At 70.2% G+C, this 15,129-nt stretch carries 12 protein-coding genes and 1 tRNA gene; 8 read left to right on the forward strand and 5 right to left on the reverse strand.

Annotated features, from left to right (window positions below):
- Nucleotides 1-99 precede the first annotated feature (99 nt).
- The 6 genes from D6270_RS17900 to purM all read left to right on the forward strand — a co-directional run bounded on the left by D6270_RS17900 (nt 100) and on the right by purM (nt 6,255).
- Nucleotides 100-636, forward strand: coding sequence for an ArsR/SmtB family transcription factor (locus D6270_RS17900; RefSeq protein ID WP_109164511.1), 537 nt, complete (start codon nt 100-102; stop codon nt 634-636).
- Between the two features lie 36 nt (nt 637-672).
- Complete coding sequence (locus D6270_RS17905) at nt 673-1,539, forward strand: M23 family metallopeptidase (RefSeq protein WP_109164510.1); 867 nt, start codon at nt 673-675, stop codon at nt 1,537-1,539.
- A 10-nt stretch (nt 1,540-1,549) separates the two neighbouring features.
- Nucleotides 1,550-2,353, forward strand: coding sequence for a maleylpyruvate isomerase family mycothiol-dependent enzyme (locus D6270_RS17910; RefSeq protein ID WP_109164509.1), 804 nt, complete (start codon nt 1,550-1,552; stop codon nt 2,351-2,353).
- A gap of 50 nt (nt 2,354-2,403) precedes the next feature.
- Nucleotides 2,404-3,252 carry an META domain-containing protein gene (locus D6270_RS17915; protein ID WP_109164508.1) on the forward strand — a complete coding sequence of 283 codons (849 nt, stop codon included), beginning with the start codon at nt 2,404-2,406 and terminating at the stop codon, nt 3,250-3,252.
- Between the two features lie 342 nt (nt 3,253-3,594).
- Nucleotides 3,595-5,121: an amidophosphoribosyltransferase gene (gene purF, locus D6270_RS17920; protein ID WP_030076797.1), complete on the forward strand. Its 1,527-nt coding sequence runs from the start codon at nt 3,595-3,597 to the stop codon at nt 5,119-5,121.
- A 60-nt stretch (nt 5,122-5,181) separates the two neighbouring features.
- Nucleotides 5,182-6,255 (forward strand): phosphoribosylformylglycinamidine cyclo-ligase, encoded by a 1,074-nt coding sequence (gene purM / locus D6270_RS17925; RefSeq protein ID WP_109164507.1) that lies wholly within the window; start codon nt 5,182-5,184, stop codon nt 6,253-6,255.
- 147 nt (nt 6,256-6,402) lie between these two features.
- Here purM and D6270_RS17930 read toward each other — a convergent pair whose 3' ends face one another.
- Together D6270_RS17930 and D6270_RS17935 are read right to left on the reverse strand one after the other, a co-directional pair.
- The gene (locus D6270_RS17930; protein ID WP_073875479.1) at nt 6,403-6,660 is read right to left on the reverse strand and encodes a DUF3073 domain-containing protein; all 258 of its coding nucleotides are present in this window, start codon (nt 6,658-6,660) and stop codon (nt 6,403-6,405) included.
- A gap of 281 nt (nt 6,661-6,941) precedes the next feature.
- Nucleotides 6,942-8,042 carry a Leu/Phe/Val dehydrogenase gene (locus D6270_RS17935; protein ID WP_109164506.1) on the reverse strand — a complete coding sequence of 367 codons (1,101 nt, stop codon included), beginning with the start codon at nt 8,040-8,042 and terminating at the stop codon, nt 6,942-6,944.
- A gap of 176 nt (nt 8,043-8,218) precedes the next feature.
- Between D6270_RS17935 and D6270_RS17940 the strand changes: the two genes are divergently transcribed.
- Both D6270_RS17940 and bldC read left to right on the forward strand, forming a co-directional pair.
- Nucleotides 8,219-9,064, forward strand: coding sequence for a DUF8083 family protein (locus tag D6270_RS17940; protein WP_109164505.1), 846 nt, complete (start codon nt 8,219-8,221; stop codon nt 9,062-9,064).
- Nucleotides 9,065-9,731: 667 nt separating this feature from the next.
- Complete coding sequence (bldC, locus tag D6270_RS17945) at nt 9,732-9,938, forward strand: developmental transcriptional regulator BldC (protein ID WP_003949541.1); 207 nt, start codon at nt 9,732-9,734, stop codon at nt 9,936-9,938.
- A 609-nt stretch (nt 9,939-10,547) separates the two neighbouring features.
- On the opposite strand, the gene D6270_RS17950 is transcribed toward bldC, so the two are convergent.
- The 3 genes from D6270_RS17950 to hrpA all read right to left on the reverse strand — a co-directional run bounded on the left by D6270_RS17950 (nt 10,548) and on the right by hrpA (nt 15,100).
- On the reverse strand, nt 10,548-10,817 hold the full coding sequence (locus D6270_RS17950) for a DUF6274 family protein (protein ID WP_109164504.1): 270 nt from the start codon (nt 10,815-10,817) through the stop codon (nt 10,548-10,550).
- Nucleotides 10,818-10,977: 160 nt separating this feature from the next.
- A tRNA-Asp gene (locus D6270_RS17955) sits at nt 10,978-11,052 on the reverse strand.
- 115 nt (nt 11,053-11,167) lie between these two features.
- The gene (gene hrpA / locus D6270_RS17960) at nt 11,168-15,100 is read right to left on the reverse strand and encodes an ATP-dependent RNA helicase HrpA (protein WP_109164503.1); all 3,933 of its coding nucleotides are present in this window, start codon (nt 15,098-15,100) and stop codon (nt 11,168-11,170) included.
- Between the last annotated feature and the right edge of the window lie 29 nt (nt 15,101-15,129).

A 15,129-nucleotide genomic window follows, 5' to 3' on the forward strand; every position in this document is an offset into this window, starting at 1 on the left:
GGCGTTCTCCGAAGCCCCCGACCGGGTCATCCGGGCGGGGGCTTCGGCCTTTCCCCGCACCCGTTGTCAAGGATTACGTAATTACGTAAGGTTGGTGTCATGGAGCTGGAGCAGCGGGTCGCCGAGCTGGAGCGGCGGCTCACGGCGCTGGAGCGGCAGGACCGCGAGTCCCCCCGCCTGGGCGACGGCGACTTCTGGGCGCTGAACGGGCTGAAACAGCAGCTCGCCGACGTCGGGGAGGCCGCCGCCGACGGGGGAGTGCTCTTCACCGGAGCGGTCCGGCTGCCCACCGGCGAGAGTTACGAGTGGCAGTACGGCGCCCTCACCGGCGCTCTCCTCGAAGGCGAGGACCCGGACGACGGGGAGCGGCCCGCCGGCGCGTCGGCCACGGCGGACTCGCTCGCCGCGCTCGGCCACCCGGTCCGGCTGCGCCTGCTCCGGGAGATCCTCGGCGGCCGCCGTACCGCCGCCGAACTGGCCGCACTCGACGCGGTCGGCACCACCGGCCAGATCTACCACCACCTGCGCCAGCTGACCGGCACGGGCTGGCTGCACACGACCGGCCGCGGCCGCTACGAGGTGCCGGCGGCCCGGGTGGTGCCGCTGCTGGTGGTGCTGACGGCGGCCCGGCCGTAGGACCGACGCACAGAAGCAGCGACAACAGGGGGAGACATGTCCGTCCGCACCGTCCTCGCGACCGCCCTGCGACTGTCCTGGCTGGTCCTGATCGCGCTGGTGATCGGTGAGTTCGTCACGGATCTGCCGGGACCGGGGTGGGCGACCACGCTGCTGCCCGCCGGGGTCGTCCTCGTCCTCATGGTGACCGTGACGACCCTCCAGGCCCGGGCAGCCGCACCCCGGGGCGAGCCGCGCGACCCGGTCGAGGTCGCCCCACCGGTGACCGGCCGCTGGACGGCCCTCAACAGCCCGGCGGACAAGGTACCGAGCCACGGGACGCACATCTACGGGCAGACGTACGCGATCGACATCGTGGCCGAGCGGGAGGACGAGGGCGGCGAGGCCCCGGCCCGCCCCGCGTTCCGATGGCTCTGGCCGGTCGTCCGCCGCAACCACGCCTTCCCGGCCTTCGGCGCCCCGCTGCTCGCCGTGGCCGACGCCACCGTCGTCCGGGCGAGCGACGGCCAGCGCGACCACCTGAGCCGCAACTCGCTGCCCGCGCTCGCCTTTCTGATGCTCATCGAGGGCAACGTCCGGTCGGTCCTGGGCGTGCGCCGGGTCCTCGGCAACCACCTGGTCCTGGACCTCGGCGACGGTACGTACGCGGCCTACGCGCACGTCAGGCGCGGCTCGCTCCAGGTGAGGGCCGGGGACACCGTCCGGGCCGGGCAGGAGATCGCCCGCGTCGGGAACTCCGGCAACACCACCGAACCCCACCTCCACTTCCACCTGATGGACGGCCCGGACCCCGATGACGCCCGGGGTGTCCCGTTCACCTGGCGGGGCGTCGGAGTCCCGGCGGGCGGCGAGACGTTCACCGTGGGGGAGCGGGCCGAGGGAGGTGTCGGTGCGGCCGGTTAGTCTCGGCCCCATGCCCCCGGCCAAGAAGCGTCCCCGCGCCTACGACCACCTCAGGACCCGGACGGCGGTGCTCGCCCAGTTCGGCCATGTCCGCGACGCCGTGGTCACGTTGACGCCCGAGCAGCTCGCCCGGCCGACCCGGCTCGGCGACTGGACGGTGCGCGACCTCGCCGCCCACATGGCGATGGTCCTCGGCAGCGTGAGCCGGTCCCTGGCCCTGCCGGAGCCGCCCGGACCCAAGCCCGGGCTCACGCTCCTCCAGTGGCCGCCCGCCACCGCCGCGCACGCCGACCGGATCGCCGATGACGTCGAGGAGCTGGCGACCGGCCGCCCCGACCTCACCGCGCTGTACGACGAGGTGGAGGCGGGCTTCCTCGCGGACGTTCCGGCCTCCGGCACCGGGGACCGGCTGCTGCCCACCCGGGTCGGCTCCATGCGGCTGGCCGACTTCCTGGTCACCCGGACCGTCGAGTTGACCGTCCACACGGACGATCTGAACGAGGCGCTCGGCCTGGAGATCCCGTACGACCGGCAGGCGCTGGCCGCCTGCACCCGGCTGCTGGCGGACACCCTCGCCGACCGGGCGCCCGGCGGTTCGGTCGAGGTGCGCGTCCCGCCGTTCGCGGTGGTGCAGTGCATCGGCGGCCCCAAACACACCCGGGGCACCCCGCCCAACGTCGTGGAGACCGCCCCGCTGACCTGGATCCGCCTCGCCACCGGGCGTACGGGGTGGGCGCGGGCCCTGGAGAACGCCGAGGTCAGCGCGAGCGGCGAGCGGGCCGACCTCAACGCGTTGCTGCCCCTGATGGGCTGACGCGTCCCCGGCGACGGAACCGGATCGGGGGCCCGTCCCGTCCCATCGCCATGCACACACAACGTATGGCAGTCAGCGTCAGCGTCCTGGCCCTCCTCACCCTCGCCGCCTGCGGTACGGAGCCGGGTTCCGGCTCCGGTTCCGGTGACGGCGGCGACACCGTGCAGAGCGATGTGCCCGTCACGGGGGTGGCGTGGAGCGTCGACTCCATGACCGTCGGCGGGAAGAAGACCGAGGCTCCGGAGGGCTCCCGGCTGGAGATCGACCCGAAGGGCCGGGCCAAGGCCGACTTCGGGTGCAACCAGATCGGAGCGGACGCCCAGGTCAAGGGCGACCGGATCACCTTCGGCGCGCCCGTCTCCACGCAGATGGCGTGCGACGAGGCCACCGAGAAGGCCGAGAAGGCCGCCCTCGCGGCGATGGACGGCGAAGTCACCGCGAAGCTCTCCGGCGAGAAGCTGACCCTCACCGCCGAGGGCGGCGACACCATCGCGCTCAGCGAGGAGAAGGCGGCCGATCTGGTGGGCACCCGGTGGGCGGTGAACACCCTGCTCAGCGGTGAGACGGCGACCTCCGTGCCCGCCGACCTCCCCAAGGACCGGGTGCCTCACCTGACCTTCGGCGAGGACGGCACCGTGCACGGCGACTCCGGCTGCAACTCCTTCCACGGCACGGCGGAGGTCAAGGGCTCCACCATCACCTTCGGGCCGCCGGCCGGCACCAAGAGGCTGTGCCCGGAGGCGGAGATGACGACGGAGCGCGCGGTCCTCGCGGCCCTGGACGGCCCGGCGACGTACACGATCAAGGGCTCCACGCTCACCGTCACCTCCAAGGACGGCAAGGGCCTCGGCGCCACGGCCACCCCGGCGAAGGCCGAGGGCGCCCAGGAGCACGGCTGAACCCGGCTCCCCGGTGTGAGGCTCACCACGAAACGAGCGTTCGGCCAGCGGCCGGGACGGGTTCGGGACAGGTTCACCGAGCGCCACGGCCGGACGGCCGCCGCCCGGTCCCGGCCCACCGCCCCTACCGGTCGGTAACCGGCCTCCCGGCCCGACAGTGAGCCCCGCACCGGCTCCCCGAGCTCCGTGACATCCGCTCCATGATCACGCAGCGTCACCGCTCGAAGTCCCGCGAATCACCCGCCCGACACGGCGGACGGACCCGTATGCCGTGATCCGCACCGGCTTTGCCGACCGGTCCCCAATTCGGACCAGTGGTCGATCTCGCCTACACTCGGTGCCGTGCCCCGTGGTGATGGACGACTCAACCACGACCTGCTCCCCGGAGAGAAAGGCCCCCAGGACGCTTGTGGCGTCTTCGGTGTCTGGGCTCCGGGTGAAGAGGTCGCCAAGCTCACCTATTTCGGACTGTATGCCCTGCAGCACCGCGGACAGGAATCCGCGGGCATCGCAGTGAGCAACGGGTCCCAGATCCTGGTCTTCAAGGACATGGGACTGGTCTCGCAGGTCTTCGACGAAACGTCTCTGGGTTCCCTCCAGGGCCATATCGCGGTCGGTCATGCCCGCTACTCCACCACCGGTGCCTCGGTGTGGGAGAACGCGCAGCCGACGTTCCGTGCCACCGCGCACGGCTCGATCGCCCTCGGCCACAACGGGAACCTGGTCAACACCGCCCAGCTCGCGGAGATGGTCGCCGACCTCCCCCGCAAGGACGGCCGCGCCACCCAGGTCGCCGCGACCAACGACACCGACCTGGTGACCGCGCTGCTCGCCGGGCAGCGCGACGAGGACGACAAGCCGCTGACCATCGAGGAAGCCGCCGCCAAGGTGCTCCCCGACGTCAAGGGCGCGTTCTCGCTCGTCTTCATGGACGAGCACACCCTCTACGCCGCCCGTGACCCGCAGGGCATCCGCCCGCTGGTGCTCGGTCGTCTGGAGCGCGGCTGGGTGGTCGCCTCCGAGTCCGCCGCACTCGACATCTGCGGTGCCAGCTACGTACGCGAGATCGAGCCGGGCGAGCTCGTCGCCATCGACGAGAACGGTCTGCGCACCTCCCGATTCGCAGAAGCGAAGCCCAAGGGCTGTGTCTTCGAGTACGTCTACCTGGCCCGTCCCGACACCGACATCGCCGGCCGGAACGTCTACCTCTCCCGGGTGGAGATGGGCCGCAAGCTGGCCGCCGAAGCCCCCGTGGAGGCGGATCTGGTCATAGCGACCCCGGAATCCGGCACCCCCGCCGCGATCGGGTACGCGGAGGCCAGCGGCATCCCGTTCGGCGCCGGACTGGTGAAGAACGCCTACGTCGGCCGGACCTTCATCCAGCCCTCGCAGACCATCCGCCAACTCGGTATCCGGCTCAAGCTGAACCCGCTGAAGGAAGTCATCAAGGGCAAGCGCCTGGTGGTCGTCGACGACTCGATCGTCCGCGGCAACACCCAGCGCGCCCTGGTCCGGATGCTCCGCGAGGCCGGCGCCGCCGAGATCCACATCCGGATCTCCTCGCCGCCGGTGAAGTGGCCCTGCTTCTTCGGGATCGACTTCGCCACCCGCGCCGAGCTGATCGCCAACGGCATGACCGTCGACGAGATCTGCACCTCGATGGGGGCCGACTCCCTCTCGTACATCTCGATCGACTCCATGATCGAGGCGACGACCATCGACAAGCCCAACCTGTGCCGCGCCTGCTTCGACGGTGAGTACCCCATGGACCTCCCGGACCCCGAGCTGCTCGGCAAGCAGCTGCTGGAGACCGAGCTGGCGGCAGGACCCGCGGCCACCGCCGCGGCCGACGCGCTGCGCCGTCCGTGACCCGGACGCGCCGTCGCCCCTCCCACCAGCCCCGTATCTCCACACGAAAGATCCCAGGCCATGTCTGAGACAACAGGTGCCTCCTACGCGGCGGCCGGCGTCGACATCGAAGCCGGTGACCGTGCCGTCGAGCTGATGAAGGAGTGGGTGAAGAAGACGCAGCGCCCCGAGGTCGCGGGCCTCGGCGGGCTCGGCGGCTTCGCCGGCCTCTTCGACGCCTCCGCGCTCAAGCGCTACGAGCGTCCGCTGCTCGCCTCCGCCACCGACGGTGTCGGGACCAAGGTGGACCTGGCGCGTCAGATGGGCGTGTACGACACCATCGGCCACGACCTCGTCGGCATGGTCGTGGACGACCTCGTCGTCTGCGGTGCCGAGCCGCTCTTCATGACCGACTACATCTGCGTCGGCAAGGTGCACCCCGAGCGTGTCGCGGCGATCGTGAAGGGCATCGCCGAGGGCTGTGTCCTCGCGGGCTGCGCCCTGGTCGGCGGCGAGACGGCCGAACACCCCGGTCTGCTCGGCCCGGACGACTTCGACGTCGCCGGCGCCGGTACGGGCGTGGTCGAGGCCGACCGGCTGCTCGGCCCGGACCGTATCCGCACGGGTGACGCCGTCATCGCGATGGCGTCCTCCGGTCTTCACTCGAACGGGTACTCGCTCGTCCGCCACGTGGTCTTCGACCGGGCCGGCTGGACGCTGGACCGCGAGATCGAGGAGTTCGGCCGGACCCTCGGCGAAGAGCTGCTGGAGCCGACCCGGATCTACTCGCTGGACTGCCTGGCGCTCACCCGGACGACCGAGGTGCACGGCTTCAGCCACGTCACCGGCGGCGGCCTGGCGAACAACCTGGCCCGGGTCATCCCGGACGGGCTGCACGCCACGGTGGACCGTTCCACCTGGACGCCCGGCGCGGTCTTCGACCTCGTCGGCACGGCCGGCCAGGTGGAGCAGCTGGAGCTGGAGAAGACGCTGAACATGGGCGTCGGCATGATCGCGATCGTCCCGGCCGACTCGGTGGACGCCGCCCTGACGACCCTGGCCGACCGCGGGGTCGACTCCTGGGTCGCCGGTGAGATCACCGCCCGCGGTGACCGGACCACGGGCGCCGAGCTGACGGGCAGCTACGCACGCTGAGCAGCCGTACGCCGGTGTGTGCGCCGGGTGGGCCGAACAGGCCGAATCCGCCCGGCGCACACCGGGGGAACCGCATCCGGACCGGATCAGGACACACAGAACCCGGCCCGGGGCAGGCCCGGACCGGGTTGATGTGTCAGCGCGAGGTCAAGCGCCGCGGCGCTGTGACGACGGACCGGACTGGTCGTCCTGATCCTCGTCATCGTCCTTGTTGTAGCGATCCGCGTACTGTGCGTACGGGTCATCTTCCTCGTCGTCGTCCTCGAACGGCTCGGCGTTCGGTGGCTGACTCGAAGGCGATGCGCCCAGCTCATTGGCCAGACGCGACAGGTCCGTCCCGCCGCTGCTGTACTTCAGCTGGCGGGCGACCTTGGTCTGCTTGGCCTTTGCCCGGCCGCGCCCCATGGCTCGACCCCCTCGGTGACGGGGCTCGACGGCCCCAGAGTCTTGACACGCGTTCATGTTTCAGGACGGACTCTCGACAGAGAGACCGCGCCCGTAGGGCTTTAACGGTACCTGCTTCCAAGGCCATACGGTACGCCGCCCGCGTCTTGCGCCCCGGTGCAGGGCCAGTGAGGAGCCCCGTCCCCGCTGGTCAACTGCGATTTTAACCTCTTCTGCACGCACGACCCGCCGACCGGCGTGAGTCTTGTCTCCCGCCGGCCCGCGGGTCGTGCGTGTGCGCGTCAGCGACCGCGCGCCTCGGCCATCCGCTGCTCGGCGATCCGGTCGGCCGCCGCGGCGGGCGGAATGCCGTCCGCCTTCGCACGTGCGAATATTTCCAGCGTAGTGTCGAAGATCTTCGCCGCCTTCGCCTTGCACCGGTCGAAGTCGAACCCGTTGAGCTCGTCGGCGACCTGGATCACGCCACCGGCGTTGACCACGTAGTCGGGGGCGTAGAGAACCGACCGGTCGGCCAGGTCCTTCTCGATGCCCGGGTGGGCCAGCTGGTTGTTGGCCGCGCCGCAGACCACCTTCGCCGTGAGGACCGGGACGGTCGCGTCGTTCAGCGCGCCGCCGAGCGCACAGGGCGCGTAGACGTCGAGGCCCTCCGTGCGGATCAGCGCCTCGGTGTCGGCCGCGACGGTGACCTCGGGGTGCAGATCGGTGATGCGGCGCACCGATTCCTCGCGGACATCGGTGATCACGACCTCGGCCCCGTCGGCGAGCAGGTGCTCGACGAGGTGGTGGCCCACCTTGCCGACCCCGGCGACGCCGACCGTGCGGCCGCGCAGCGTCGGGTCGCCCCACAGGTGCTGGGCCGAGGCCCGCATGCCCTGGAAGACGCCGAAGGCGGTGAGGACGGAGGAGTCGCCGGCGCCGCCGTTCTCGGGGGAGCGGCCGGTGGTCCAGCGGCACTCGCGGGCGACGACGTCCATGTCGGCGACATAGGTGCCGACATCGCAGGCGGTGACGTAACGGCCGCCGAGCGAGGCGACGAACCGTCCGTACGCCAGGAGGAGTTCGGTTTTCTGCGATGCCTCGATCTTCTCCGGGTCGCCGATGATGACGGCCTTGCCGCCACCGTGGTCGAGTCCGGCCAGGGCGTTCTTGTACGACATCCCGCGCGAGAGGTTCAGCGCGTCGGCGATGGCCTCGGCCTCGTTCGCGTACGGGTAGAAGCGGGTGCCGCCGAGGCCGGGGCCGAGGGCGGTGTTGTGGAGGGCGATGACGGCCTTGAGGCCGGTGGCACGGTCCTGGCAGATCACGACTTGCTCGTGGCCCCCCTGATCCGAGTGGAACAGGGTGTGCAGTACATCGCCAGGCGCGCCGGTCACATCGGTCACTGTGGTGACTCCCAAGTACGAAGCGGCGGGGAGGTCCTCCTAGGGGTGGGGAGGACCCCGGACCGACCGGCACGGCCGGTCCGATGGGCAAGAGCGTAAGTCCTCCGGCGGCGCGGATCTGCCCCCGTGCCGAGGATCACCCCAAGGGGGTGTTCCGGCGTGGCACGATGCGCTGCATGTCGGTGGTGTCTTCAGTGCTCGTCCCTTACACGTCGTACCTCCGGGTGTACGAGCCGCTCGCCGCCTTCGCGGAGCCCGAGCGCAGTCACTGGGCCCGCTACGCCGAGCGTCCGGTGCTGCCCACGGCCCAGGACGAACTGCGCCGCTCGCTGGCCGACTTGGTGCCGACGCCGCCGGTCGGGGTGCCCGTGCACGAGAGCGGCGACGCGTTCGTGGCGGAGCTGTACGGGGTGGTGTGCGTCTGCCCGTGGCGGACCCGGCTGCGGGGGTGGCTCGCGCTGGAGGAGCTGGGGGGAATGTTTCCGGCCAACGTGCTGGACTCCTTGCTGCCCGAGGTGGTGCGGGGCCAGGCGCAGGCCGACCATGAGCGCTGGCGGCGCCGGAACCCGGACGCGCGGCCGTGGATCCGTACGACGGTGTGGCAGGTCCCGGTGCGGTGGTTCGTCCTCTTCCGGGACGAGGAGCGGGAGTACCTGGCGGCGGACGGCGAGGGCGGGGAGCCGGTGCTGCGCTACCGGACGCCGATGGTGGAGGCGCGGCGCCGGCTGGCCCGGGGGCTGCGGACGCTGCGGGAGAACGTCACCGGCGGGCCGCTCGTCGACGGCCTGGTGGAAGTGGGGCGCTGGCTGGAGGAGTTCCATCCGCACTCGCTGGTGGAGCTGGACTACGGGGGCCTGGTGCACGCGCTCTCCGCCGCGCAGCTGGCCGGGGACCGGTCGGCGGCGGATGTGGCCGAGGGGCTCACGGCGCTCGGGAACGGCGACGCCGAGGGTGCGGGAGAGGCGTACGCGCGGCTGGCGGAGCGGTGGCGGGCGGTCCGGGACCGCCAGTTCACCAATTGACGTGAAAAGACCCACAGCGGCATCAACGTGACGGAACCGGGGCATCCTTCATCCAGGACGGAACGGAAGACCGACCGGGCGGGAAGGAGGAGGAGTGCGAGCCCGGCGAGGGAGCCGGCCGGATCGCCTGGGCAGGGGCCGCGAAGGGGAGTTGACGGGCCGTGAACCTGCGTCCCGTGTGACACGTGTGGTGGGTGGGGCGGCAGCGTACGCCTTCCGACCCAGGACCTACGTCCCGAACCGGGCCTTTGCCTCAAGCGTGATGGATAGCACTAACGGTGCCCTTGCGCCCATCCCTACTCCTCATGCCAAAATAGGACAAGGAGTCCGGGGAGGGCTCCTTCCGTCCAAGTAAGGGCGGAATGCTCAGCATTGCACTCTATGGGGGGTCTGATGACTCCTGATCGCTCTGTGACTGATCGTCACGGTGGCGTGACTGTCCGCTATGGCATGGTCCATCGGCTTCCGTCGCTGATGAACACCTGGGAGGGCAATTCCATCGGTTTGGCCGACGCGGCTGGACGGATGGTGTAGTTGTAGTGCCGAGGACAAGCCGTTCGTCCTATAACCGACTCGGCCCGCGTCCGCCATTTCGGGCAACGCGGGTCAAGGTGCAGAATTTAGAGGAAAGAACCGAGAAGGTTCGGTTCTCCCGAGGAGGCCGCTCATGACCGCTCGCACCCCTGATGCCGAGCCGCTGCTGACCCCGGCTGAGGTTGCCACGATGTTCCGCGTGGACCCGAAGACGGTCACCCGTTGGGCCAAGGCTGGCAAGCTCACGTCCATCCGCACGCTCGGTGGACATCGCCGGTACCGCGAGGCAGAGGTCCGCGCACTGCTTGCGGGTATTCCGCAGCAGCGCAGCGAGGCCTGACACACCCCTGTCACGCAGCTCGACAGCAGCACGGCATCACAACCGGGCAGCCGCCAGGTCCCCCAACCCCAGGCCGCCCATACACAGCTCCACTCGACGGACGCCTGCCCCAACGGGCGTCATACCTGTGTACGGGTACGTCGTTTCTGATCGCGCTGGACTCCGCCGGGTCCAGCGCGATCTTTTTATGTCCCGGCCCCTGGGCCGGGATCGCACCACCGAGGCCTCTCGTGTCCGCGTACGCCCCTCGCACACCCTGTGCGGGGCCTGGGGGCGGGTGACCGATAACCGGGTGGTCGGTCGGCTTCGGGGCCCTCCGCGGCCCGCGCCGCCCAGGTGCCGCCGTCCGTCCCGGCGCCCTTCGTGGGTCTGTGAGCGGGTCTGTGCGGGAGTGTGGGTGAGCGTCCCGGACTCGGTGGGACAGCCCCGGACGGAACGGTCCGGCCGAACGGTCGGGGCGGTGCAATTGCACATATTAAATTCGCCAGTTGTAAGGCAGGCGTAAAGTACCCCGGTCTGAAAACTCTTTCGGTGACACCCGTCACACTGTCTGATGCTTGCCAACTACGAGCCTGCCACTGTCCGGACGCGGAATCATCCGGCCGATGGTCACGGAGTGGAGGGTCTTTCGTCCTCGTCCCGGGCCGGCTCGGCGGATGCGTCCTCGACCGCCGACGGGCTCGCGGCGCGCTCCCGGGGCTCCCGCGGCCCGTACACAGGCTCCGCGGCGGCTCCGTCCCCGTCCCCGGGCTCCATGGCGAGGCGCAGGAGCCGGTGGCAGACCGGGCAGTGGCGGGTGAGGTGGCCGTAGCCGTAAGCGGCGGCCAGATGGGCACGGAGCAGTGCGCGGGTCTCGTGTCGTGCTGTGGACGCGGACATACGAGCCACCTCCCGGTGAGCCCGGCCGCCCCTCGCCGAGGGAAACAGGGGCGGCCTCGTCTCTACGGGGTACCCGCGGCGGAAGGCGCCGTCAAGGGTGCGAGAGGCCCCCGGAACGCGAGAGAGCCCGGATCGGAATGATCCGGGCTCTCTCCTACTGCGGTCCTGACGGGATTTGAACCCGCGGCCTCCACCTTGACAGGGTGGCGAGCACTCCAAACTGCTCCACAGGACCAGGTTTTCGCTGCTGCCTTGCGGCTTGCTGCGAAACCAGACTGTACAGGAGGTGGGAGGTCCAGGTCGACTTCACTCCTGGTGGTGACACCGTCACCGCTCCCGGCGCCCTCGCGTCAGGGCGCGAGCGCGTCGATCGCCTTCACGATCCGCTTGTCGGAGACCGGGAACGCGGTCCCCAGCGCATGCGCGAAGTAGCTGACCCGCAGCTCCTCGATCATCCAGCGGACGTCCAGCACCTCCTGCCCCACCGGCCGTCCCTGCGGGAGCTGTTCGAGCAGCCACGCGTACTCGTCCTGCATCTCGTGGACCTTCGCCATCCGCGTGGTGTCCCGCTGCACGGCCGTCGGCATCTGCTGGAGCCGCCGGTCGGCCGCGACCAGGTACCGCATCAGGTCCGGCAGCCGCCGCAGCCCCGTCGCCGTGACGAAACCGGGCGGTACGAGACGGGCCAGCTGCTCCCGTACGTCGGCGACGTTGGCGACCAGCGTCAGGCTGTTGGTCGACTTGAGGCGGCGCTCACAGGCCTGCCAGGCGGCCAGGATCTGCTGCACCTGGTCGATCGTGCGGACGGTCAGGTCCACCAGATCGGCGCGCACCTTGTCGTAGAGCGTCCGGAACGCCTTCTCGTCCCACGCCGGGCCCCCGTGCGCGGCGATCAGCCGGTCGGCGGCGGCGGTGGCGCAGTCCTCGAAGAGGGCCTGGACCGAGCCGTGCGGGTTGCGGGACAGGGCCAGCTTCTGCTGGTTGGTGAGCCGGTCGGAGGCGAACTTCGCCGGGTTGACCGGGATGTTCAGCAGGATCAGCTTCCGGGTCCCGCGCCACATCGCCTGCTGCTGCTCGGCCTCGGTGTCGAAGAGGCGTACGGCGACGGTGCCGCCCTGGTCCACCAGCGCCGGGTAGGCCTTCACCGGCTGCCCGGCCCGACGCGTCTCGAAGACCTTGTTCAGCGTGCCGATCGTCCACTCCGTGAGGCCCGAGCGCTCGATGGACTCTCCGGAGGGCCCGGCGGTCGCCGCGGCGGCCTTGGAGAGCGCCTGGCGGGCCTTCGGACGCAGCTGGAGCTTGAGCGCCTCCAGGTCCTTGTCCTCGGCGACCTTGCGGCGCCGCTCGTCGACGATCCGGAACGTGATCTTCAGATGGTCCGGGACCCGGGAGAGGTCGAAGTCGTCCGCCGTGACCGGCACGCCGACCATGCGCTGGAGCTCCCGCGCCAGGGTCTGCGGCAGCGGCTCCTGGAGCGGAACGGCCCGGTCGAGGAACTTGCCGGCGTAGTTCGGCGCGGGGACGTAATGCCGGCGGACCGGCTTCGGCAGCGAGCGGATCAGCTCGGTGACGACCTCCTCGCGCAGCCCCGGGATCTGCCAGTCGAAGCCCTCGGCGGTGACCTGGTTCAGCACCTGGAGCGGCACGTGGACGGTCACACCGTCCGCGTCGGCGCCGGGCTCGAACTGGTACGTCACCCTGAACTTGAGCTTCCCCTGCCGCCAGGAGTCCGGGTAGTCGTCCTTGGTGACGGCCCCGGCCTTCTCGTTGATCAGCATGGAGCGCTCGAAGTCGAGCGCGTCCGGCTCCTCGCGCTTCTTGTTCTTCCACCAGGAGTCGAAGTGCGCCCCGGAGACGATGTGCTCCGGGATGCGCCGGTCATAGAAGTCGAAGAGCGTCTCGTCGTCCACGAGGATGTCGCGGCGCCGGGCACGGTGCTCCAACTCCTCGACCTCGCCGAGGAGTTTGCGGTTGTCGTGGAAGAACTGGTGGTGCGTGCGCCAGTCACCCTCGACCAGGGCGTTGCGGATGAACAGATCCCGCGAGGCCTCCTGGTCGATACGGCCGAAATTGATCTTGCGCTGGGCGATGATCGGCACCCCGTAGAGCGTGACCCGCTCGTACGCCATCACCGCGGCCTGGTCCTTCTCCCAGTGCGGCTCGCTGTAGGTGCGCTTCAGCAGGTGCTGCGCCAGCGGCTCGATCCACTCGGGCTCCACCTTGGCGTTGACCCGCGCCCAGAGCCGCGAGGTCTCCACCAGCTCCGCCGACATCACGAACCGCGGCTGCTTCTTGAACAGCGCCGACCCCGGGAAGATCGCGAACTTGGCGCTGCGCGCGCCCAGGTACTCGTTCTTCTCGGTGTCCTTCAGCCCGATGTGCGACAGCAGCCCGGCCAGCAGCGAGGTGTGCACCGCCTGCTCGGGGATGGACGCCTCCGCCTTGGGCTCCTCGACGGTGATGCCCATCTGCTTGGCGACCGTGCGCAGCTGCGCGTAGATGTCCTGCCATTCGCGGATGCGCAGGAAGTTCAGATAATCCTGCTTGCACATCCGGCGGAACGAGGACGAGCCACGCTCCTTCTGCTGCTCGCGGATGTAGGCCCAGAGGTTCAGATACGCCAGGAAGTCGGAGGTCTCGTCCTTGAACCGGGCGTGGTTCTGGTCGGCCTGCGTCTGCTTCTCCGAGGGCCGCTCGCGCGGGTCCTGGATGGAGAGCGCGGCGGCGATGACCATGACCTCGCGGGCGCAGCCGTTCTTGTCGGCCTCGATGACCATGCGGGCCAGGCGCGGGTCGACGGGAAGCTGGGAGAGCTTGCGGCCGAGCGGGGTGAGCCGCTTCTTCGGATCCTTCTCCGCCGGGTCCAGCGCCCCCAGCTCCTGGAGGAGCTGCACACCGTCGCGGATGTTGCGGTGGTCCGGCGGGTCGATGAAGGGGAACTTCTCGATGTCGCCGAGCCCGGCGGCGGTCATCTGGAGGATGACGGAGGCCAGGTTGGTCCGCAGGATCTCCGGGTCGGTGAACTCCGGCCGGGTGGTGAAGTCGTCCTCCGAGTACAGCCGGATGCAGATGCCGTCCGAGGTACGGCCGCAACGGCCCTTGCGCTGGTTGGCGCTGGCCTGGGAGATCCGCTCGATCGGCAGCCGCTGGACCTTCGTGCGGTGGCTGTAGCGGGAGATACGGGCGTTGCCCGGGTCGATCACGTACTTGATGCCGGGAACGGTCAGCGAGGTCTCGGCCACGTTGGTCGCCAGCACGATGCGGCGTCCCGTGTGGCGTTGGAAGACGCGGTGCTGCTCGGCGTGCGAGAGGCGCGCGTAGAGGGGGAGCACCTCGGTGTGCCGGAGGTTCCGCTTGTTCAGCGCGTCCGCCGTGTCCCGGATCTCGCGCTCACCGGAGAGGAAGACCAGCACGTCACCGGGGGCCTCGTGGCCCAGCTCGTCCACGGCGTCGCAGATCGCGGTGATCTGGTCGCGGTCGGAGTCCTCGCTGTCGTCCTCGAGGAGGGGGCGGTACCTGACCTCCACCGGATACGTCCGGCCGCTGACCTCCACGATCGGCGCCTCGCCGAAGTGGCGCGCGAACCGCTCCGGGTCGATGGTCGCCGAGGTGATGACGACCTTCAGATCCGGGCGCTTGGGCAGCAGCCGGGCCAGATAGCCGAGCAGGAAGTCGATGTTCAGCGACCGCTCGTGGGCCTCGTCGATGATGATCGTGTCGTACGCCAGCAGCTCGCGGTCCGTCTGGATCTCGGCGAGCAGGATGCCGTCGGTCATCAGCTTCAGATACGTCGACTCCGGGTTCACCTGGTCGGTGAAGCGGACCTTCCAGCCGACGGTCTCGCCCAGCGGCGTCTTCAGCTCGTCCGCGACGCGCTCCGCGACCGTACGGGCGGCGATCCGGCGGGGCTGGGTGTGGCCGATCATGCCCCGGACGCCGCGCCCCAGCTCCATACAGATCTTGGGGATCTGCGTGGTCTTCCCGGACCCGGTCTCACCGGCGACGATCACGACCTGGTGGTCGCGTATCGCCTCCAGGATCTCGTCCTTCTTCTGGCTGACGGGCAGCTCTTCCGGGTACGACAGGGCCGGCAGCCGGGCCGCGCGGGTCGCGAGCCGTTCGGCCGCCTTGCCCGCCTCGGCCGCGATCTCGTCCAGCACGGACTGGCGGGCCTCGGGCTTGCGGATGCGGCGCGCTCCTTCGAGGCGCCGGCCGAGCCGGTTCGCGTCACGGAGCGAGAGCTGTCCGAGCTGGGACTGGAGATCGGCGAAGGAAGTAGACATACGGATCCCAGGATCTCACCCGGCGGTCA

Origin of the sequence: Streptomyces griseus subsp. griseus, from assembly GCF_003610995.1 — a bacterium.
Taxonomy (GTDB): domain Bacteria; phylum Actinomycetota; class Actinomycetes; order Streptomycetales; family Streptomycetaceae; genus Streptomyces.

Bases quoted from the DNA above. Each gene is read 5' to 3' on its own strand.
- D6270_RS17900 (WP_109164511.1), top strand. From the start codon at position 100: ATGGAGCTGGAGCAGCGGGTCGCCGAGCTGGAGCGGCGGCTCACGGCG.
- D6270_RS17905 (WP_109164510.1), top strand. From the start codon at position 673: ATGTCCGTCCGCACCGTCCTCGCGACCGCCCTGCGACTGTCCTGGCTG.
- D6270_RS17910 (WP_109164509.1), top strand. From the start codon at position 1,550: ATGCCCCCGGCCAAGAAGCGTCCCCGCGCCTACGACCACCTCAGGACC.
- D6270_RS17915 (WP_109164508.1), top strand. From the start codon at position 2,404: ATGCACACACAACGTATGGCAGTCAGCGTCAGCGTCCTGGCCCTCCTC.
- purM (WP_109164507.1), top strand. From the start codon at position 5,182: ATGTCTGAGACAACAGGTGCCTCCTACGCGGCGGCCGGCGTCGACATC.
- D6270_RS17930 (WP_073875479.1), bottom strand. From the start codon at position 6,660: ATGGGGCGCGGCCGGGCAAAGGCCAAGCAGACCAAGGTCGCCCGCCAG.
- D6270_RS17940 (WP_109164505.1), top strand. From the start codon at position 8,219: ATGTCGGTGGTGTCTTCAGTGCTCGTCCCTTACACGTCGTACCTCCGG.
- bldC (WP_003949541.1), top strand. From the start codon at position 9,732: ATGACCGCTCGCACCCCTGATGCCGAGCCGCTGCTGACCCCGGCTGAG.
- D6270_RS17950 (WP_109164504.1), bottom strand. From the start codon at position 10,817: ATGTCCGCGTCCACAGCACGACACGAGACCCGCGCACTGCTCCGTGCC.
- hrpA (WP_109164503.1), bottom strand. From the start codon at position 15,100: ATGTCTACTTCCTTCGCCGATCTCCAGTCCCAGCTCGGACAGCTCTCG.